Annotated in this window: 17 protein-coding genes; 8 read left to right on the top strand and 9 right to left on the bottom strand. The window is 72.0% G+C overall.

What is annotated here, in order from left to right; all coding sequences use genetic code 11:
• Positions 1-50: 50 nt before the first annotated feature.
• The 4 genes from AB0958_RS06370 to AB0958_RS06355 are packed head-to-tail and all read right to left on the bottom strand — an operon-like array spanning position 51 to position 4,058.
• Positions 51-647, bottom strand: a complete 597-nt coding sequence (locus tag AB0958_RS06370) for an ATP/GTP-binding protein (protein WP_366889144.1) — start codon at positions 645-647, stop codon at positions 51-53.
• Positions 634-1,050, bottom strand: a complete 417-nt coding sequence (locus AB0958_RS06365) for a DUF742 domain-containing protein (protein WP_366889143.1) — start codon at positions 1,048-1,050, stop codon at positions 634-636. Before AB0958_RS06365 ends, AB0958_RS06370 begins: the two co-directional genes overlap by 14 nt.
• A 45-nt stretch (positions 1,051-1,095) precedes the next feature.
• Positions 1,096-1,572, bottom strand: a complete 477-nt coding sequence (locus AB0958_RS06360; protein ID WP_046732636.1) for a roadblock/LC7 domain-containing protein — start codon at positions 1,570-1,572, stop codon at positions 1,096-1,098.
• Positions 1,569-4,058 (bottom strand): ATP-binding protein, encoded by a 2,490-nt coding sequence (locus tag AB0958_RS06355; RefSeq protein WP_366889142.1) that lies wholly within the window; start codon positions 4,056-4,058, stop codon positions 1,569-1,571. Before AB0958_RS06355 ends, AB0958_RS06360 begins: the two co-directional genes overlap by 4 nt.
• 321 nt (positions 4,059-4,379) lie before the next feature.
• Here AB0958_RS06355 and AB0958_RS06350 point away from each other — a divergent pair, with 321 nt between their 5' ends.
• The gene (locus AB0958_RS06350) at positions 4,380-5,339 is read left to right on the top strand and encodes an ABC transporter substrate-binding protein (protein ID WP_366889141.1); all 960 of its coding nucleotides are present in this window, start codon (positions 4,380-4,382) and stop codon (positions 5,337-5,339) included.
• Between the two features lie 151 nt (positions 5,340-5,490).
• Here AB0958_RS06350 and AB0958_RS06345 read toward each other — a convergent pair whose 3' ends face one another.
• On the bottom strand, positions 5,491-5,946 hold the full coding sequence (locus AB0958_RS06345; protein ID WP_366889140.1) for a TerB family tellurite resistance protein: 456 nt from the start codon (positions 5,944-5,946) through the stop codon (positions 5,491-5,493).
• 140 nt (positions 5,947-6,086) lie between these two features.
• On the opposite strand from AB0958_RS06345, the gene AB0958_RS06340 reads away from it, so the two are divergent.
• Both AB0958_RS06340 and AB0958_RS06335 read left to right on the top strand, forming a co-directional pair.
• On the top strand, positions 6,087-6,449 hold the full coding sequence (locus AB0958_RS06340; RefSeq protein ID WP_366889139.1) for a metalloregulator ArsR/SmtB family transcription factor: 363 nt from the start codon (positions 6,087-6,089) through the stop codon (positions 6,447-6,449).
• Positions 6,439-8,970, top strand: coding sequence for an HAD-IC family P-type ATPase (locus tag AB0958_RS06335; protein WP_366889138.1), 2,532 nt, complete (start codon positions 6,439-6,441; stop codon positions 8,968-8,970). The genes AB0958_RS06340 and AB0958_RS06335 overlap by 11 nt, the downstream gene beginning before the upstream one ends.
• Before the next feature lie 67 nt (positions 8,971-9,037).
• Here the strand turns inward: AB0958_RS06335 and AB0958_RS06330 are convergent, their stop codons facing one another.
• From AB0958_RS06330 to AB0958_RS06320, 3 genes are all read right to left on the bottom strand, one after another.
• On the bottom strand, positions 9,038-10,090 hold the full coding sequence (locus tag AB0958_RS06330; RefSeq protein WP_366889137.1) for a sporulation protein: 1,053 nt from the start codon (positions 10,088-10,090) through the stop codon (positions 9,038-9,040).
• Positions 10,091-10,280: 190 nt separating this feature from the next.
• On the bottom strand, positions 10,281-10,724 hold the full coding sequence (locus AB0958_RS06325) for a DUF6114 domain-containing protein (protein ID WP_366889136.1): 444 nt from the start codon (positions 10,722-10,724) through the stop codon (positions 10,281-10,283).
• A complete protein-coding gene (locus AB0958_RS06320; RefSeq protein WP_366889135.1) occupies positions 10,724-11,425 on the bottom strand; it encodes a DUF6230 family protein in 702 nt (233 codons plus the stop codon). The genes AB0958_RS06325 and AB0958_RS06320 overlap by 1 nt, the downstream gene beginning before the upstream one ends.
• Positions 11,426-12,036: 611 nt before the next feature.
• On the opposite strand from AB0958_RS06320, the gene AB0958_RS06315 reads away from it, so the two are divergent.
• Positions 12,037-12,681 carry a Tat pathway signal sequence domain protein gene (locus tag AB0958_RS06315; RefSeq protein WP_366889134.1) on the top strand — a complete coding sequence of 215 codons (645 nt, stop codon included), beginning with the start codon at positions 12,037-12,039 and terminating at the stop codon, positions 12,679-12,681.
• A gap of 17 nt (positions 12,682-12,698) precedes the next feature.
• Here AB0958_RS06315 and AB0958_RS06310 read toward each other — a convergent pair whose 3' ends face one another.
• Positions 12,699-13,616, bottom strand: coding sequence for a lytic polysaccharide monooxygenase (locus AB0958_RS06310; RefSeq protein WP_366889133.1), 918 nt, complete (start codon positions 13,614-13,616; stop codon positions 12,699-12,701).
• Positions 13,617-14,076: 460 nt separating this feature from the next.
• Here AB0958_RS06310 and AB0958_RS06305 point away from each other — a divergent pair, with 460 nt between their 5' ends.
• From AB0958_RS06305 to AB0958_RS06290, 4 genes are all read left to right on the top strand, one after another.
• Complete coding sequence (locus AB0958_RS06305) at positions 14,077-14,724, top strand: ScbR family autoregulator-binding transcription factor (protein WP_366889132.1); 648 nt, start codon at positions 14,077-14,079, stop codon at positions 14,722-14,724.
• 112 nt (positions 14,725-14,836) lie between these two features.
• The gene (locus AB0958_RS06300; protein WP_366889130.1) at positions 14,837-15,994 is read left to right on the top strand and encodes a damage-control phosphatase ARMT1 family protein; all 1,158 of its coding nucleotides are present in this window, start codon (positions 14,837-14,839) and stop codon (positions 15,992-15,994) included.
• Positions 15,995-16,186: 192 nt separating this feature from the next.
• Positions 16,187-18,352, top strand: coding sequence for a germacradienol/geosmin synthase Cyc2 (gene cyc2, locus AB0958_RS06295; protein WP_366889128.1), 2,166 nt, complete (start codon positions 16,187-16,189; stop codon positions 18,350-18,352).
• A gap of 252 nt (positions 18,353-18,604) precedes the next feature.
• Positions 18,605-19,162, top strand: coding sequence for a PDZ domain-containing protein (locus tag AB0958_RS06290; protein WP_366889127.1), 558 nt, complete (start codon positions 18,605-18,607; stop codon positions 19,160-19,162).
• Positions 19,163-19,270 lie beyond the last annotated feature (108 nt).

The raw sequence follows: 19,270 nt of genomic DNA, 5'->3' as shown, positions 1-19,270 counted from the left end.
GGGAACTGCGCGCTCAGCCACACACGGCCCGCAGTTCCCCACCCACCGCACTACCCCCCACTACGCGCCAGCGCCAGTTCCAGAACAACAAGCAGCGCATCCCGCACGGAACCCCGTTCACGCGCGTCGAAGACGACCAGCGGCGTCCCCTCGGCGACGTCCAGCGCCCAGCGCACCTCGTCCAGCGAGTGTTCCACCTGCCCGTCGAACGCGTTGATCGCGACGGCGAACGGTATCCCCTTGTGCTCGAAGTAGTCGACCGCGGCGTAGCAGTCGTCCAGGCGACGCGTGTCAACGATGACGAGCCCGCCGAGCGCGCCCTCCACGATGTCGTCCCACATGAAGCCGAACCGTTCCTGCCCGGGGGTGCCGAACAGGTACAGCTTCAGCGTCGGGTCGATGGTGATGCAGCCGAAGTCCATCGCCACGGTCGTGGTCGTCTTGCGCGGGGTGAGCGAGAGGTCGTCCACACCCGCCGCGACCTCGGTGATCGACGCCTCGGTGGTCAGCGGCTCGATCTCCGAGATCGAGCCGACGGCGGTGGTCTTGCCCACGCCGAAACCGCCCGCGATGACCATTTTCACCGGCAGCGGCGGCCGCACGGCCGTACGCCCGGCGCCCCGGGTCAGCGAGTCAGTCGGTGTCACGGAGTACCCCTCGGGAGTCGGGGATGGCCCGCAGGCCATCGATAACCCTGCGCAGGACGGACGAGTCGTGGGTGGCCTCGAAGTCCGGCACGTGGACCGTCAGCTGCCCGGCCTCGCGCAGGTCTTCTGCCAGCACCCGGACCACGTTCAGGTGCAGCCGCAGCCGGGCCGCCAGTTCCGCGAGCGACTGCGGAAGCCGGCACGCCGCGACGATGTCGTGCTGCTCGAAGGAGAGCCGGTCCAGCACCGCGAGCCCGGCGGCGGTGGCCACCACCTGGGTCTCGACGGGCATCGCCGGTCCGGAGGCGCTGTCCGCCACCCGGCCGGCGGTGACCAGGAACGGCCGTACGGCGGGGGCGGGGCCGACCGGGTCGCTGCCCGGGGGCGGTGAGCCGTCCGCCATGGCTGTGTCTTCCTCTCTCGACCGGATCTCTACCAAAGACCCCGGTCAGCGCGTCTGTGGGACGCCGACGCTGTTCTTCAGCTCCAGGACGAGCTGTGGACTGAGGGCCGCACCGGCGCGGTTGGCGAACAACGTCATCTCGTAGGCGATGTTGCCGAGCTTGGCCTCGTTGTCGGCGACCACGCCGAGCACGGCGCCGTTGCCGATCGCGGAGACGATGACATGGCCGCCCTCCAGGTCGATGATGACCTTGTTGAGGCCGCCCAGGCCGTAGTTGCCGGAGGCGCCGGCGGCCAGGCTGGTGATGCCGGAGACGATCGCGGCCAGCCGCTCGGAATGGGCGCGCTCGCGCAGCTCCGAGACGGCGATCAAAAGGCCGTCCGAGGACACGGCGATCGCGTCGACCACGCCTGCGGTCTCGGTCGCGAAGCGGTTCAGCAGCCAGGTGAAGTCGGCTGCGGCCGCCTGCAGGTCGGTCGGCGTGATGCCGCCCGTCGGGGTGTCACCTGTCGACGTGCTCACTGCTCGGCTCCTTCCGGAAGGTGGATCTGGTCGTGCGGCGGATTCGTTCGGGGGTGCGGCGCGGGCCGCTCGTGGCTGCCGGTGTCGCTGTCGCGCCGGGCGCGCTCCACCGCCGCCTCGAACTCGTCGAGGGCGGCCCGCTCGGCCTCGGCGTCGCGGGTACGCGGCGGCTGGGAGAGGGTCTGGGCGGCGCCGACGGTGGTCCGCAGGGTGGCGCCGCGGACCCGGCGGCGCAGGGGGCGGCTGCCGTCGGCGGTGTCGGCCGGGGGTTCGCCGGAGCGCGCGGCCGGGATCTGCGGGGCCGTCCCGGCGTCGGCGGCCGGCTCGCGGCGCGGCACCCGGCGGGGGAGCGGGCCCTCGGGCTCCGCGGCGGCGTGCGCCGTGCCGGTGGCCCAGCTCGGCGTGGCCGCGCCGTTGCGCGCCGGGGCCGGGCCGGTCGGCACCGAGGCCGCCGGGGTCGGTCCGGTCGGCCCGGTGGGTGCCGCCGGTTCCACGGTGAGCGGGCTGCCGGCGGTGTCGGCCACCGCGCTCATCGTCAGCAACAGGCGCCCGGGCAGCGTCACTTCGGCGGTGACACCGCCGCCCGGGGTCCGGGTCAGCTCGACGCCGATCTCCCAGCGCCGGGCCAGCGCACCCACCACGAACAGGCCGAGCACCTTGGTCGGCACCAGGTCGAGGCGCTCACGGCGGATCAGCCGCTGGTTCTCCTCGGCCAGCCGCTCGGCGCTCATGCCGAGACCGTGGTCGGTGACGACGATGTGCGCACCGGCGTCGCCGGCGCGCACGGTCACCTCGACCGGGCTGCCCGCCGGCGAGAACGACACCGCGTTCTCCAGGAGTTCGGCCACCATCAGGGTGAGGTCGCCGATGATGTCCGGCTCGATCACGGCGTCCGTGCCGGCGTACAGCCGTACCCGCTGGTACCCCTCGATCTGGCCGAGCGCCGCCCGCACGACGTTGGACACCGGGGTGGGCCCGGCGGCCAGCACGGTCTCGCGGATGCCGGCCAGCAGCATCAGGCTGTCGGCGTTGCGGCGCAGCCGGACGGCGATGTGGTCGATGGAGTAGAGGCGTTCCAGGAGCGCCGGGTCGGTCTCGGCCCGCTCCACCGCGTCGATGAAGGCCAGCTGGCGGGTGGTCAGGTTGCTGACGCGGCGGCCGACGTTGCCGAACATCTCGGCGGTGTTGCGGCGGCTGAGCACCTGGCGTTCCAGGAGCGCCGCGGCCGTGGTCTGCACCTGGTTGAACGCCTCGGCCAGGTCGCCGATCTCGTCCCGGGCGGTGACCGGCATGTCCCGCAGCCGGGGCGGGCCGGCGTCCTCGGCGTCGTCGTCGGCGACGCGGGCGAGTTCGCGGCCCGCCACCTCGGCGACCTCGTGCGCGACCCCGGTCAGGGCCTGCACGGGGCGGATCACCGAGCGGCGCACCAGCACCGACAGGGCGAGCCACAGGACGAAGCCGAGCAGCGCGCCGGTCAGCAGCCAGATGGCGCGCCAGCGGGCGGAGTCGGCGGCGGCGTCGGCGCGGTCGGCGATCTGGCCGATGAGCGAGGTGGTGATGGCCAGCCGGGCGGCGGCCTGGTCGAGGTAGGCGGGGTAGTCGGTCAGCGCGTCCTTGACCGCCAGCTCGATCTGGTCCGGGCTGCCCGACACCAGCTTGGTCGGGTCGATCTGCAGCTCGGCGAAGGACTGGGCGATCCTGCCCTGCGCCTTGGTGTGTTCGAGACCGGCGAGCTGCTCGGCCTGTCCGTCGGAGGCGAACCGGCCGAACCGGTCGGCCTGGTGCTGGTAGAGGTCGTAGGCGCCGACCGCGTTGGTGAACTCGATCAGCGCGTTGGTGTCCCCGGTGGTCGCCGCCAGCACGTTGGTCTCGAAGGCGCCGTGGGCGGCGTCCGCGCGCAGCAGGGAGTCCAGCAGGTTGCCGGTGAAGGTCGAGGCGAGGTTGGTGTTGCGGTCCAGTCCGAGGCCGTCGATCAGGTCGTTGGAGGCGTTGGAGTAGGCCGGGTCGATGTTGTCGGCCGGCAGGTACGCCTGCTCGACGGAGTCACGCAGGCTGGACAGGCCCTCGACCTGCCGCAGGGCGTCCGCCTCGGTGCCCGGCAGCCGGTCGCCGAAGGTCTGACGGACTCTCCTGACCTGGGAGTCCACGGCGTTCTGGGCGGCTTGGTAGGCGTGCGGCGAGGGCCTGGAGTTCCCGGACTCGTACCGCGCGGAGAGCAGGATCGCCTGCTGGTGCTCCGCCTCGACCCTGTCCACGAGCCGCGCCACCTGGGCGCTGTCCCGGACCAGCTGCGCCGCGGAGTCCGCGCTGGTGGACTGCTGCACCAGGTCGGTGAAGACATACGCCAGCAGGACGGCGATGACGGCGAGCGGTACTCCGACCAGCAGGTTGAGCTTGCGCCGGAAGGGCCAACGGTCGGCGAATCCCCGTATCCCGCCCTGCTGCGGGGTGGGACGGACGGGCGCGTCCACCTGGTTCGTGGACACCGGGCCTCCTTCATCAGGGTGTCTGGTGTGGGGGGGGCGTCTTCACCCCGAGCTGTTGCGGAACGACACCGAGTAGCGGGCCCCGTGCACCGCTGTGACCGATATCAACTGCGGTGAGACTACAGCGTTCTTGAAGCGCCGTTCCGCTTGCTCTTTATCAAGAATCCGTTACAAAGAGACCGCTCTCCATCCACAACTGGCCACGGATCGAAGCCAATCGGTGACCCGGAGACACTTGACTGACCGAGAACGGGCTGGATTGGATCGTGTGGAGTGGTTCGCAACACCCCCACCCTTCCCTCAGCTCCCGGAACGGCAACCGTGACTCTCCACACCCTTCCCAGCAGGTCAATCCGGACATACCGAGGTGCGGCGACCGTCGCGCTCGCCGCGACGACGGCCCTGCTGGCGGGCTGTTCCTCCTCCAGCGACAGCAAGTCCGACCCGCTGTCGGACAGCAAGGCGAGCGGCGACACCGTCGTCGTCGGCTCCAACAACTTCGCCGAGAGCACCCTGATCGCGGACATCTACGGCGAAGCGCTCAAGGCCAAGGGTGTCAAGGTCACTTACAAGCCGAACATCGGCAGCCGCGAGACCACCTACGGTCTGCTCAAGAACGGATCGATCTCGGTCCTGCCCGAGTACAACGGCGCCCTGCTCGCCTACCTCGACCCCAAGGCCGCCCCGAAGACGATCGACGAGACCACCAAGGCCATCGAGGCCAAGCTGGACTCCAAGCTGACGCTGCTGAACCCGGCGGACGCGCAGGACAAGGACACGGTGACCCTCAACGCCGTGACCGCCGCCAAGTACAACCTCACGGCGAAGTCCTCCATAGCCGACCTCAAGGACATCGCCAAGGACCTGGTCATCGGCGCCTCGCCGGAGTTCCAGACCCGGCAGCAGGGCCTGGTCGGCCTGAAGTCCGTGTACGGCCTGGAGTTCAAGTCCTTCAAGGCGCTCGACGCGGGCGGCGCGCTGACGGAGGCCGCCCTCACGAAGAACGCGGTACAGGCCGCGGACATCTTCAGCACGGACCCGACCATCACCAAGGAGAAGTTCGTCGTCCTTCAGGACCCGAAGAACCTCTTCGGTTTCGAGAACGTCCAGCCCCTGGTCTACAAGAGCGCCCTGAACCAGACGGCCGTCGACGCCCTCAACGCCGTCTCCGCCAAGCTGGACACGGCGACCCTGCTGGACCTGGACACCCAGGTGCAGTCGGACAACAAGGACCCGCTGGACGTCGCCAAGGCCTGGCTGAAGAAGGCCGGCCTCAGCTGACCCAACAGGTCGCCCCCGGCGGCGGGCCCTAGTCACACCCTGTTCGCTCGGGCCGGCGGTGGCGTCGGGTGGCTGTCCGGTCGGCGCGGCGGCGGTGTACGCCACCGCCGCGCCACCCGCTACCCCTGGCCGCTGCCGCCGGCGGCGCCGGTCAGAGGTCGAACTCGTGCGGCGGCAGGTCGAGCGTGTAGCACGCCTCGCGCACCACGGCCTGCTCCGTCTTGTCGAAGTCGCCGTCCGCGCCGCCGATCACGATGCCGATCTGGACGACGGCACGCGCCTCGGCCGGCTTCTTCTTCGCCTTGGCGACCTCCTGGAGCACGCTCACCTTGCCGAAGGCGAAGTCGGTGGTCAGCTTGTTCAGGTTCTCCTCGAAACGACGGCGCAGGTCGTCCGCCGGGAAGTTCTGCAACACCTCGTTGGTGGCGATCAGCTGGGCCACCCGCTGCCGCTCCGCCGGATCGATGGTGCCGTCGGCGGCCGCCACGAGCGCGCACATCGCCATGCTCGCGTCGCGGAACGCACCGCTCTTCAGGTCGTTCTTCTTCGCCACGAGCTGGGTCTGCATCTGCGTCGCGGAATCCTTGATGCGGTCCCACAGGGCCATGCGCATTCACTCCTCGGTAGGTAAGAGGCTTGCTTGCCGGCGAAACAACTTCTACAACACCGTAGAAACTGACCCGGCCGACGATAAGTTCCCGCGCCCTAAACTGGTTCCGCGACGCGGTGGACAGGAGGACGGCAACGGTGGCGACAGAGCCCGGCAGAGGCGACGACGACCCGGGTGCGGACGTACTCACGGAAGCGGCCGCCGCCTTCGGGCTGCTCGCCTCGCCCGCCCGGCTGCACATCGTCTGGGCGCTGGCCCAGGGCGAGAGCGATGTCACCGGCCTCGCCGAGCGGGTCGGCGGCGCGCTGCCCGCCGTCAGCCAGCACCTCACCAAGCTGAAGCTCGCCGGTCTGGTGCGCTCCCGCCGGGAGGGCCGTCGCCAGGTGTACCTCGTGGACGACCCGGACGTCGTCGACGTGGCGCGGCTCCTCGTCGGCCGCCTCACCGCCCGCGCCGCCGGCGCCGACGTCCCGGCACCCCGCCGGCTCCATGGCCTCTGAGGACGAGGCCGCCACCTCCCTGCAGGTGCTGCGCCGACTGGACACGGGACCGCGCGGACTCACCGAGGCCGAGGCCGCGGCCCGGCTCGCCGACGTCGGCGAGAACACCCCGCCCCGCCCGGTCCCCGCCCCCTGGCCCCTGCGCTGTGTCCGCGCCCTGCGCGACCCGTTCACCGCGGTGCTGCTCACCCTCGGCCTGGTCTCGGCCCTCCTCGCCTCCTGGGGCACGGCCGTCGTGATCCTCGCCCTGGTCGTGGTCAGCGCCGCCCTGCGGGCCGCCGGCGAACACCGCGCCGACCGCTCCCTGGTCGCCCTGCGCGAACTCGTCGCGGGCACGGCCACCGTGCTGCGCCGCGCCGGCCCGGACGCGGAGCCGCGGACCCGCGAGGTCACGGTCGCCGACCTGGTCCCCGGTGATGTCGTACGGCTCGGCCCGGGCGACCTGGTGCCCGCCGACGTACGACTGCTGCGCGCCCGGGGGCTGACGGTGCACCAGGCCGTGCTCACCGGCGAGTCGGCGCCCGTCGCCAAGGCCGCCGTCGACGTGCCCAGACCCGCCGGCCCCGGCCCCTTCGACGAGCCCCACCTCTGTTTCCAGGGCAGTGGCATCACCTCCGGCAGTGCCACGGCGGTGGTCGTGGCGACGGGGGAGCGGACCCGGTTCGCCGCCGCCCGGGGCGCCGCCGAGGGACGGCGGGAGGTGAGCGCCTTCGACCGGTCCGTGCACGGGATCTCCTGGGTGCTGATCCGGTTCATGCTGCTGACCCCGCCCCTCGTCCTCATGGCCAACGCGGGTCTGCGCGGCCGTGGTCTGGAGACGCTGCCCTTCGCGGTCGCGGTCGCCGTCGGCCTCACGCCCGAGATGCTCCCGGTGGTCGTCACCACCTGTCTGGCCCGGGGCGCCGCGCTGCTCGCCCGCGCCCACCGGGTCGTCGTACGGCGGCTGCCCGCGCTGCACGACCTGGGCGCCGCCGACGTGCTCTGCCTGGACAAGACCGGCACCCTCACCCAGGACCGCCCCGTCGTCGAACGCGCGCTCGGGCCGGACGGCGAGGAGGACCCCGAGGTGTTGCGCTGGGCGGCCGTCGGCGCCTGGTGGACCCTCCAGCTCGCCGAACTCCCCGCCCCCGACGCCCTCGACGAGGCCCTGCTCACGGCGGCCGGACCGGTGGGCGAGGAGTACGACGGCATCGGCGCCGTGCCCTTCGACCCCGAGCGGCGCACCGCCACCGCCGTCGTCACCGGTCCCCCGGGCAGCCCGCTCCTCATCACCAAGGGCGCCGCCGAGGCCGTACTGGACCGCTGCGCCCTGGACCCCGCCGAACGCGAGCGCCTCCTCGCCCTCGCCGCCCGCGAGGCCGCCACCGGGCTGCGCGTGCTGGCCGTCGCCACCACCGAACTCCCCGGCACCGGGCCGCGCTCGCGCGGCGGGACCGCTGCCGCCCGCAGCTGCCCGTACCCCGCCGCGGACGCGCACGGCCTCACCTTCCGGGGGCTGGTCACCTTCCGCGACGCCCTCGCCCCCGGCGCCGCCGAGGCCCTGCGCACCCTCACCGGCCTCGGCATCACCGTCCGGGTGCTCACCGGCGACCACCCGGCGACGGCGGCCCGTGTCTGCCGTGAACTCGGCCTGGACCTCGGCCGGGTGGCCGTGGCCGGCGACCCGCTCGACCTCGACGCCACGGTCGTCGCCCGTTGCACCGCCGAGGACAAGGCCCGGGTCGTCGCCGGGCTGCGCGCCGCCGGACACACCGTCGGGTTCCTCGGCGACGGGGTCAACGACCTTGCCGCCCTGCGCGCCGCCGACGTCGGCGTCGCCCCCCGTACCGCCGTGGACCTCGCCCGTGAGACCGCCGACGTGGTGCTCGCCGAGAAGGACCTCGGCGCGATCGGGCACGCCGTCACGGCCGGCCGGCACAGCAGCGCCAACATCGCCTCCTACCTACGGGTCACGCTCTCATCCAACCTCGGCAACGTCATCGCGATGCTCTCCGCCGGCCTGTTGCTGCCCTTCCTGCCGATGCTCCCGGCCCAGGTGCTCGCCCAGAACCTCTGCTTCGACGCCGCCCAGCTGGCCTTCGCCCACGACCGCCCGCGACCCGCGGCGCTGCGTCGGCCGACCGCGCTGCGGCCACCTGCCTTCCTGCGGTTCATCACCGGTTTCGGGGTGCTGAACGCGGTCGCCGACCTCGCCACCCTCGGCGTCCTCGCGCTCGCCCTGCGCGGCCCCGACGCCTTCGACGACCAGGCGGTCTTCCACTCGGCCTGGTTCACCGAGAACCTCCTCACCCAGGCCCTGGTGATGTTCCTGCTGCGCGGCGGCAGCCGCCGCGGACCCCTCGGCCGGGCCGCCGCCGTCCTCGCCGCCGTCGGTCTGCTGCTGCCGCCGAGCCCGCTGGGCGCGGCCCTGGGCATGACCGGGCCGCCACCCGCCTTCCACCTGCTGCTCGCCGCCGTTCTCGCCCTGTACGCCCTGGCCCTGCGGGCGGCGCGGGCCCGCCACGACGGGCGCCGGCCGTGAAGCGCGAGGCGAAGGCGAAGGCGATGGAGTCGGACGAGGCGACGGCCCCTCCCCGCCGCCCCCGGTCCTAGTCCTCTTCCTCTCCGTCCCCGCCGTCCCCCCCGTCCTCTTCGTCCCCCTCGAAGAAGTCGCCGATCTCGTCGACCACCTCGGCCGCCACCATTCCGCCGACCACGCCCACCGCGAGGCCCGCCGCACCCGCGGCGACCGCCGTGCCCAGGCCCGGTCCGGAGCGGTGGTGGCCGTCGTGCTCCCCGCCGTGGTGCCGGCTGCCGTGGTGATGCTCGCCGTAGAGCTGCTCGCCGTAGTGCTCGCCGTGCCCGTAGGCCGCATGGGTGCCGTAGGCCTCACGGTGGGCGATCAACTGGCGGATCCAGCCGTCGACCTCGCTGATCCAGTCGAGGGCGTGGGTGTCCTCGTGGCGCACCGTGAACCGGGCCAGCGCGTCCTGCCCGGAGGAGAACGGCCCACCGCGCTTGTCCGCCTCCAGCACCACCTCCAGCCCCGCGGGGGAGGCGAGGAAGGTCAGCTCGACCTCCTGGACCGCGTGCGCGTACTGCGGCGCCGGGGTCAGCTCCACCTCCTGGTAGAACGGCAGCTGCTGGCCGGTGCCGCCGATCCGGCCGTACTCCAGGTCCGCCGAGCGGAAACCGAAGCCCAGTTGCCCGAGAGCCTCCAGGACCGCCTCCTGGACCGGCAGCGGCCCGACGGCGAGCGGATCCAGATCGCCCTTGTCCCGGGCGCCGGCCACCCCGACCTCCGTGCGCACCCCGAGCACGATGCCCAGCGGCTGGCCGTACAGCCCGGTCACCGGCGTCTCCCACGGCAGCGGCACGGCGAACGGCACCTCCTGCTCCTCCTCCGCCCCGAGCCGGAAGCCGCCGCCCAGGCTGAACCGCTCGAAGACGACCGCGCCCTCGCTCTCCCCCTCCTCGTGCTCAGCCTCCACACGGGCGAGCAGCTCGAGCCCGATGTGCTCGACCTCCACCGCCGCCGAACCGCCCTTCAGCCACACCCGCCCCGCCAGCATTCCGCCGGGCACCACGGCGCCGCCGTCCAGCACCGTGTCCACCGAGGGTCCGCCGACACCGATCGCCCCCAGCAGCCGCTTGAACACCATGACCCCGCCGCTCCTTCACCGCACTCGTCCCACACGCCCGGACGGCACCACGCCGTCCGGCTGTCCAATGAACTGGCAAGAACGGCAAAGAAGTTCCCAAGTCACCTGTTCGGGGGAGCGAAGTGCTCGGAAGCACCCCGGACGCACGAAAGAGGCGGACCGAAGACATCGGTCCGCCTCATCCGAGGGGTCAGGCCGGCTCTCCCGCACCGTCTCCGAACCCCTGCGCGGTCGCCCGGGCGGCCTTGCGCCGCTGCCGCCGGCTCACCCGCGGCTCCTGGTCCGGCAGCCAGCCGAAGGTCATGCAGCTGCCGACGGCCCCCATGAGCAGGCCGACCATGAAACCGCCGAGGTTCGAGGTGAGCCACGTCCCCAGGGAGAGCAGGATGCCGAGGACGGAGTAGAAGAGGCGCTGGGCCGGGTTGAAGACGATCAGCAGGCCGCAGACCACCATCAGGGCCGGCAGCAGGTAACCCGCCAGGCCCTGCATGCCGATGTGCAGGATGACCGGAAGGGGTGCCTTCATGGTCACCAGGATCTCGGCGCCGCCCAGTACGAGCAGCACGCCTCCCAGGAAGGGCCGTTGCCCTCGCCAGAGCCGGAAGCGTTCTCGCCGTGTTCCTGTGCCGTCCATCAGGGGCAGCCGTCGGTGCTGAACGACATGTGCAGGTTGGGCAGCTTGAACACGGCCGCGGTGGCCGCGTAGTTGTGCTGGTACAGGTTCTCGATGACGACGCTGTCGGCCTGCTGGCCGTAGACGCCCCTGGGGCCCTGGACGTCGGCCTTGTCGAAGGTGCTGGCGTCGCGGCCGATCTCGATGTTCTTGAAGGTGGCGTCGCCCTTGATGTCGTCGGAGTCGATCGACAGGTTCGACACGGACACCGGCCTGGCGCCGCCGCCCGCCTTCAGCAGGAGCTGGATGCCGCCGAGGTCGACGCTCTGGCACATGTTGGTGATCGTGCCGTTCTTCACCACCGACGTGACGACCAGCTCCTGGCCGCCGGTGTCACCGGCGTTGGGGCTGTTGTCGATCATGTTGTCGAGGGTGCCGAACTGCTCGAAACCGGTGCCGTCGAGCCGGTCGGCCTTGACCACGAACGGCATGCCGGAGATGGCGAACTGCACTCCGAGCACCCCCTGCGCGGTGAAGACCGCGAGACCTGCGGCGGCCAGCGTGGCCGGCACGGCCATCACCGCGGCCCGGCGTCCCCGGACCCGCCCCCGTCTCTGTACCCCTCCGGTGGCCCCGGTGGTCTCTGGTGTTTCGGAAAGAGAACCGCTTCCCGGGTTCTCTGGCGTGTTGTCGGCGGACGGAACGTCCGGGGACGAGGCCATGTCTGCTCCCATGCATTAGTCACGCGGGTTGGGCTTCAGTGGCACGTTGTCCTGGCGCGGACAGCGGCTGCCACGCACGCCTCCTCGCAACTCCCGGCGGGCGCAAGGGCTTTCTCGTTACGCAGCAGTAGCCACGCCGCAAGTTACCGGCGGTTACTTTTCAGGGTCAAGACAGTTGTGAAAAAAGGGTGTTGAATTCGCGTCAGTTGTGTTCCGACCGTGCATTCCCTTGATCGTCTGCTCAACTTCCGTGATCAGCCTTGACGTTGACGGTTGATCAGGTCTACAACTCTCCCTGGTTTCTACCGGATCCGTGGCGCCGGATCCGCCGAGCGGCATCCACCGCTTCCCGGCCTCCTCGATCACCGCTCCGCTCAGCGGCGTCGGCACGGTCGCTTCCCCCCAGGGGCTGTGCCCGAACGCCCTCAACCGGTCCGGCCGGAGGCCCAACCCCCCCAGGTTTCCGGCCGGTCCGGCCCGGCTGCCGTTGCCGGCCCGTGACGTACGGAGAAGGCGTCACGGGCCGGTGACGGCTGGCGCCGCGCACGTGCGCCCCCTCGAACCCCCCACCCCACCTCACGCAAGTCCCCCTAAGAAAGAGGCAAACCCGCATGCGTACGCGATCCCTTCTTGCCCTCGCAGGTACCGTCGTCGCCCTCTCCGTCGCGGCCACCGTCCCGGCCTCCGCGGACGGCGCGGTGCTGACCACGGGCAGCGCCGGCGGCACCGCCGTCGCCGTCGGTGACACCCTCAGCGCGTCGCTGGCCGGAGGCACTTCCGCCACCCTCTACTCCAGCGCGACCAGCACCAGCGGCATCAAGTGCTCGACCTCGACCTTCACCGCGACGGTCACGGACAACCCGGCGGCCTCCGGCACCGCCACCGAGTCGGTCACCGGGCAGACCTTCGGCAACTGCACCAGCAACGTGCTCGGTGTGACCGGCGTCTCCAGCATCACGGTCGACCACCTGCCCTACGCCAACGCGGTCGCCTCGGGCGGCGCGCTCGCGGTCACCCCGGCGAGCGGATCGACCATCCAGACCACGGTCAAGCTCACCACCCTGCTGGGCAGCATCACCTGTGTCTACCAGGCCGCCGGCCTGAACGGCACGACCGACAACAGCGACAACAGCGTCAACTTCAGCAACCAGGCGTTCACCAAGACCTCCGGCTCGTCGCTCTGCCCGTCCGCCGGCTACTTCACCGCGAAGTACGCCCCGGTCACCGACAACGGCGCGGCCGTCTTCGTGAACTGACGTCCTGACACAAGGCGTCAGCGTCGTCGCAGACGCAACGCCAGGGCGGCGCCCCCGGTGAGCACCAGCACCGCGGCGGCGCCGCCCGCCACCAGTGGCGCCGACGGGCCCGATCCGGAGGCGGTGTCGGAGGCCACCGGAACACTGTCGGCGGCGGTGGTGGTTCCGGTCGTTGGGGCGACCGGGGCCGCCGCCGCCGTCTTCCGCGCCGAGGGCTCGGCGCTCGGCGCGGCGGTGGGAGTCGACGCGCCACCGGCCTGGGCCCGCGTGCCGCCCGTCGCCCCGCCGGCTGCCTTCTTCGTCGTGAACACCACGTCGGAACACGAGTAGTAGGTGTCCGGCGTGCTGCTGTTCTGCCAGATCGTGTACAGCAGCTGGCGTCCCGTCCGGTCGGCCGGCAGCTTCGCGCCGAAGTGGTACGCGCCGTTCGTCAGCGGCGGGTCCTTCACCTCGGCGAAGGGCCGCGTCGGCAGATCCGACCACGTGAGCGGCTTCGACGGGTCGTAGCCCGGCTTCGTCAGATACAGCTTGAACGTGCCGTTGTGCGCGATCGTCGAGGTGTACGTCATCGTCATCCGCGCGCCCGGCGTCAGCCGGGTCGCGGGCCAGTCCGCGCGCGCCAGGTCGAGCCCCCGGTACGCCGGCAGGTTGCCGCTGCACAGTCTCCCGTCCGGAATCACCTGCCGGTCCCGACCGTTCACCCCCGCCACCCGAAGGTCGTCCCAGGTGACGAAGTTCTGGCCGCTCGCCGCGATCGCCGCCTTGCAGGCCGCCGCCGTGGCGCTGCCGCCACTGGGCGAGCAGGCGTAGGCACGGCTGACGGGATCGGTGGGCGCGCCGTGCGCCCGGGCGGACCCCGCCGCCCACGACAGCAGTAGCAGCGGAGCCGCCACGGCGGCTCCCACGACTCTCAACTGGACGGTCGTCCGGGTCATCCGGGACGTCTCCTCGGCAGGCGCGGGTACGGGGTGTGCCGAGTGAGTACGGACATCGTGGGCGCACCGTTCAGTGCGGTTGATCACAGCGCCGGGCGAAGTATCCGCCGCCGACCGGCTCGTCCCCTTATGGACTTCCCCCTGGACGTACCGGGCGGCATTGAGAACCAACCGTCCGGCTCGTATCGTGGCGATCACCGCTGTGCGCCACACCGCCCGCACCGTTTCGGGAAACCGGTACGAACACGAGGGAGGGGCGCGTTCTGCTCTCGTCCGTTTGTGCACGGTGGACGCCGATCGGGCGGTCGGGCGTGCCGTGCACACGTGTCCGTCACCAGGTCCGCACAGTTGCCTCCCGCTGCCGCACGGTGAGCTATCGTGTGCACGGGGTGAAAAACAAACCGCATGCCCCGTCGGTTTGAAAACGCAGTGCCGTAAGCCGTGAAGGAGCGTTGAGTCGATGGCGAGGCAGTTACGCGCGGAGCAGACCCGCGCCACGATCATCACGGCCGCCGCCGACCTTTTCGACCGGCACGGCTATGAATCCACCAGCCTGAGCGAGATCGTCGAACACGCGAGGGTCACCAAGGGGGCGCTCTACTTCCACTTCGCCGCCAAGGAGGACCTTGCGCACGCCATCATGGAGCTCCAGTCCCGCACCTCCAGCCAGTTGGTGCGCGAGATGGACAGCCGCGGCTACTCCTCGCTGGAGGCCCTGATGCGCACCACGTTCGCCATCGCCCGGCTCTCCGTCGACGGCCCGATCCCGCGCGCCGGCCTGCGGCTCGCCACCGCCGACGTCTCCGTGAAGCCGCCGCTCAGACACCCGTTCACGGAGTGGCTGGAGTTCGCCACCCGCAAACTCACGGGCGCGGTCAAGGAGTCCGACGTGCACCCGGACATAGACGTGGGCGCGGTCGCGCACTCGCTGGTCTGCTTCTTCGTCGGTACCCGGGTGGCCGGCCGCAACCTGGAGCCGGTGGCCCGGCTGCCGCGCCGGGTCGCGGAGATGTGGCATCTGATGATCCGCAGCCTGGTCCCGGTGCACCGGCGCGCCCGCTACCTGACCCTCGCCACCCAGCTGGAGCGCGAGATCAGAATCGCGTGACCAGCACCGCGTGATCCAGCACCGCGTGATCCAGAACGGCGTGATCCAGAACGGTGTGACCGGCACTCCCGGTTCGGCGGAGCCGGACAGCGCGCGCGATAGCGTGGCGCACATGCCCGACTCCGCCGCCGCACCCGTGATCCTCGGTACCACCGGCCCGTTCCCGCGCAGCGTGCTGGCCGAGCGGCACCCCGCGATCATCCGCCAGGTGCGGGACGCCTTCCCGTACGGACCCGAACAGCGGCGCGCCCTCGACGAACTGCTGCTCAACTGCACCGAGGGCGTCATCGAACCCCTGCCGGGCGACGCCGACGTGTGGCGCGACCAAGGACTCGACACCTACGCCGGACGCTCCTGGTTCGACGTGCCGTGGCTGTGGTCCGAGAGCTGGTTCTACCGCCGTCTCCTCGGCGCCGTCGGCTACTTCGACCCCGGGCCCTGGCAGGGCATCGACCCGTTCCGACCGGTCAAGCTCGCCGAACTCGACTCCCGGGAGACCGACGACGAACTGGCCGCCCTCGACGCCCTCGACGACGACCCCGGCCCCGCCCTGCTGCACGGCTCGCTCTGGGGCAACCGCGCGGACCTCGGCTTCCGTCTCGCCGCCGAGTCGGGCGAGGCCGACCTCGCCCTGGTCGCCGACGACAGCGCCGCCCTCCGGCCGCTGCTGCGGGGCGGCACGCTGTGCCTGGTCGCCGACAACGCGGGCCGTGAGCTCGTCCCCGACCTGTTGCTGATCGCCCACCTCCTGGACACCGCGGGCGCGGACCGCGCGGTCCTGCACGTCAAGCCGTACCCCTACTACGTCTCCGACGCCACCACCGCCGACGTGCTCGACGCCCTGCGCAGGCTCACCGCCGCCCCGGGGGCCGCGGCACGGTACGGCCGTACCCTCTGGTCCGCCATGGCCGACGGCCGCCTCGCCGTGCGCGCCCATCCGTTCTCCTGCGACCCGCTGCCGTACGCCGAGATGCCGGGCGACCTGCGCGCCGAGTTCGCCTCCGCCGCGCTGACGATCTTCAAGGGGGACCTCAACTACCGCCGCCTGGTCGGCGATCGTCTCTGGCCGCCGACCACCCCCTTCGCCGACGTCACGGACTGGTTCCCGGGACCGGTGGCCGCGCTGCGCACCCTCAAGTCGGACGTCGTCACCGGCCTCGCCGCGGACACCGTGGCGGCCCTGGACGCGGCCGAGGGCCGGCGTTGGCGGACGGCCGGCACCCATGCCCTGATCCAGGTCAACGCGCGGCCGTCGGGGGCCCGGGCGTAGCACGCGCGCAACGGGAGCCGGGCGGTCGTACGACCCCGGTGGCCCGCGCGGCGCGGCGCGGCACGGACCCGGCGGCGGACACCGGAACACCACGGGGCCGGTGAAGTCACCGGAACCGCACCGGTTCACGCGATGGTGTGATCATGTCCCCTGGCCGGGATGGCCGTCGGGGCGTGCGGGTAGGGCCCGGCCATGACGCAGCCGTTCGAACTCCCGCACTTCTACATGCCGTACCCCGCGCGGCTCAACCCGCACCTGGAGGAGGCCCGGGCCCATTCCGCCGAGTGGGCCCGGGAGATGGGCATGCTGGAGGGCTCCGGGATCTGGACACGGGCCGACCTGGAGGCACACGACTACGGCCTGCTCTGCAGTTACACCCACCCCGACTGCGACGGACCCGCCCTGTCGCTGATCACCGACTGGTACGTGTGGGTGTTCTTCTTCGACGACCACTTCCTCGACATGTACAAGCGCACCCAGGACCGCGCCGCGGGCAAGGCCCACCTGGACCGGCTCCCGCTGTTCATGCCGCTCGACCTGTCGACACCCGTGCCGGAACCGCAGAACCCCGTCGAGGCGGGCCTCGCCGACCTGTGGCGGCGCACCGTGCCCGCGATGTCGGCCGACTGGCGCCGCAGGTTCTCGGTCGCCACCGAGCACCTGCTGAACGAGTCGATGTGGGAGCTGGCCAACATCAACGAGGGGCGGATCGCCAACCCCGTCGAGTACATCGAGATGCGCCGCAAGGTCGGCGGCGCTCCCTGGTCGGCGGGGCTCGTCGAGTACGCCACGGCGGAGGTGCCCGCCGCCGTCGCCGGCTCGCGGCCGCTGCGGGTGCTGATGGAGACCTTCGCCGACGCCGTCCACCTGCGCAACGACCTGTTCTCCTACCAGCGGGAGGTGGAGGACGAGGGCGAGAACAGCAACGGCGTGCTGGTCCTGGAGACCTTCTTCGACTGCTCCACCCAGGAGGCCGCCGACACGGTCAACGACATCCTCACCTCCCGCCTCCACCAGTTCGAGCACACCGCCCTCACCGAAGTGCCCGCGCTCGCCGCCGAGAAGGGCCTCGCCCCCCAGCAGACCGCCGCGATCGCCGCTTACACCAAGGGGCTGCAGGACTGGCAGTCCGGCGGCCACGAATGGCACCTGCGCTCCAGCCGCTACATGAACCAGGGCGCCGCCTCACCGGCCGCCCCCTGGCAGAGCCCGACCGGCCCCGGCACGTCGGCCGCGGACGTCGGCACCCTGCTCGCCACGGCCGCCGCGGAGCGTCTGCGCGCCTACTCCCACGTGCCCTTCCAACAGGTCGGCCCCACCCCGCTGCCCGACTTCCACATGCCCTACGAGGTGGAAATCAGTCCGCACCTCGACGCCGCCCGGCCCCGGCTGACCGCGTGGATGCACACCACCGGCATGCTCGCCGAGGGCGTCTGGGACGAGGACAAGCTCGCCGCCGCGGACCTCGTGCTCTGCGCCGCAGGTCTCGACCCGGACGCCACCCCCGCCGAACTCGACCTCGCCTCCCGGTGGCTGGCCTGGGGCACCTACGCCGACGACTACTACCCGCTCGTCTTCGGCACCCGCGGTGACCTGGCCGGCGCCCGGCTCGCCACGGCCCGTCTCTCCGCCTGCATGCCCGTCGCCGACGAGCCCGTACCCGTCCCCGTCACCGGGATGGAACGCGGGCTGGCCGACCTGTGGGCCCGCACCACCGCCGGGATGGGACCCGAGGACCGGATCGCCCTCAAGCGGTCCGTCGACGAGATGACCGAGAGCTGGCTCTGGGAGATGTCCAACCACCTCCAGCACCGCATCCCCGACCCCGTCGACTACCTGGAGATGCGTCGGGCCACGTTCGGCTCGGAACTCACCCTGAGCCTGGCCCGCCGCGGCCACGCCCCCGCCGTCCCCCCGGAGGTCTACCGCAGCGGCCCGGTCCGCTCCCTGGAGAACGCCGCCACCGACTACGGCATGCTCGTCAACGACGTCTTCTCCTACCAGAAGGAGATCCAGTACGAGGGCGAGCTCCACAACGCGATCCTCGTCGTCCAGAACTTCTTCGGCGTCGACCACCCGACCGCGCTCCGGGTCGTGCACGACCTGATGACCCAGCGCATGCAGCAGTTCGAGCACGTCGTCGCGAACGAACTCCCCGTGGTGTGCGACGACTTCGCACTGTCGGCCGAGGCCCGCGAGGCCATGGGGGCATACGTCCAGGAGCTGCAGAACTGGATGGCGGGCATCCTCAACTGGCACCGGCACGTCGACCGCTACAAGCCGGACCACCTGGCCCGCCGTGCCCACGGCTTCCTCCCGGACCACCCACCGCTCGCCCCGAGGCTCGGCGTCCGCTGACGGGCCGGTACGGGGCCCCCGCCCCTGCCTGCAGAGCAGCGGCGGTGTACAGGCGCTGGGCGCGCTCTGCCTGCGGCAGCTCGCCCAGTCGCGGCTGCGTCCGCGGCGCGGGTGGGTCTGCGGCGCGGGTGGGTCTGCGGCGCGGGTGGGTCCTGACACGCCCCCTTCCACCGTCCACCCGGCGACAGTCTCACTCGTTCGTGAATCGTCGCGCCCGCGTGCGCCGGGTAGGGCTGGGGCTGGAGGCGAACCATGGAACAGACCGTTTTGCGTCCCAAGCCGATCCCCGGTCAGGAACGCGGGGGCGACCCCCCACCCGAGCCGGTCCGGCGCCCGCACGCCGCGCGCCGCCGCGGCCGCCGGATCCGCAACCTGCTGCTGGGCCTGCTGGCCGGCACGGTCCTGGTGCTGTCCGGCGTCGGACTGGGCGCGGCAGGCGCCACGGTGATCGGCATGCGCGATCCGGCCGAGCCGCACCGCCCGGCCCCGCCGCCGACGTCGGGGGCCGCCGCCCCGTCCGGCACCCCGAGCCCGTCGTGGTCGGTCGCCGCGACGCTGGGAGTGGAGGTGGTGGACGCCGACAGGGCGGGAGCCGTGGTGGTGGGCGTCCACGTGCCCGGCCCGGGCTACACGGCGGGCCTGGTGCGGGGCGACGTACTGCTCCAGCTCGGCGGTACGAGGATCGACAGCGCCGCCGACCTGGCACGGGCGGTGACCGGCGCCCGTCCGGGGCAGGAGGTGAAGCTCACGGTGCGCCACGAGAGCGGGGCGTACCAGCAGCTCACGGTGGTGCCCGGTGTCGTGACCTGAGCCACCAGGGGGCGCGGGCCGGGCCGGCGCCGTGGCACACGACGGCCTTTCCGCGCAAACCGGCTCGCGCCGCCCCGCGACACCCGGCAGGATGCTCCCCGAGGCCGT

It is taken from the genome of Streptomyces sp. NPDC006655, from assembly GCF_040703965.1.
In the GTDB taxonomy this organism is placed as follows: domain Bacteria; phylum Actinomycetota; class Actinomycetes; order Streptomycetales; family Streptomycetaceae; genus Streptomyces.
This window is presented reverse-complemented; position numbering and strand designations above follow the sequence as displayed.

Coding starts and splice junctions, on each gene's coding strand:
- AB0958_RS06365 (WP_366889143.1), bottom strand. CDS start 1,050: ATGGCGGACGGCTCACCGCCCCCGGGCAGCGACCCGGTCGGCCCCGCC.
- AB0958_RS06345 (WP_366889140.1), bottom strand. CDS start 5,946: ATGGCCCTGTGGGACCGCATCAAGGATTCCGCGACGCAGATGCAGACC.
- AB0958_RS06335 (WP_366889138.1), top strand. CDS start 6,439: ATGGCCTCTGAGGACGAGGCCGCCACCTCCCTGCAGGTGCTGCGCCGA.
- AB0958_RS06330 (WP_366889137.1), bottom strand. CDS start 10,090: ATGGTGTTCAAGCGGCTGCTGGGGGCGATCGGTGTCGGCGGACCCTCG.
- AB0958_RS06325 (WP_366889136.1), bottom strand. CDS start 10,724: ATGGACGGCACAGGAACACGGCGAGAACGCTTCCGGCTCTGGCGAGGG.
- AB0958_RS06320 (WP_366889135.1), bottom strand. CDS start 11,425: ATGGCCTCGTCCCCGGACGTTCCGTCCGCCGACAACACGCCAGAGAAC.
- AB0958_RS06315 (WP_366889134.1), top strand. CDS start 12,037: ATGCGTACGCGATCCCTTCTTGCCCTCGCAGGTACCGTCGTCGCCCTC.
- AB0958_RS06310 (WP_366889133.1), bottom strand. CDS start 13,616: ATGACCCGGACGACCGTCCAGTTGAGAGTCGTGGGAGCCGCCGTGGCG.
- AB0958_RS06305 (WP_366889132.1), top strand. CDS start 14,077: ATGGCGAGGCAGTTACGCGCGGAGCAGACCCGCGCCACGATCATCACG.
- AB0958_RS06300 (WP_366889130.1), top strand. CDS start 14,837: ATGCCCGACTCCGCCGCCGCACCCGTGATCCTCGGTACCACCGGCCCG.
- cyc2 (WP_366889128.1), top strand. CDS start 16,187: ATGACGCAGCCGTTCGAACTCCCGCACTTCTACATGCCGTACCCCGCG.
- AB0958_RS06290 (WP_366889127.1), top strand. CDS start 18,605: ATGGAACAGACCGTTTTGCGTCCCAAGCCGATCCCCGGTCAGGAACGC.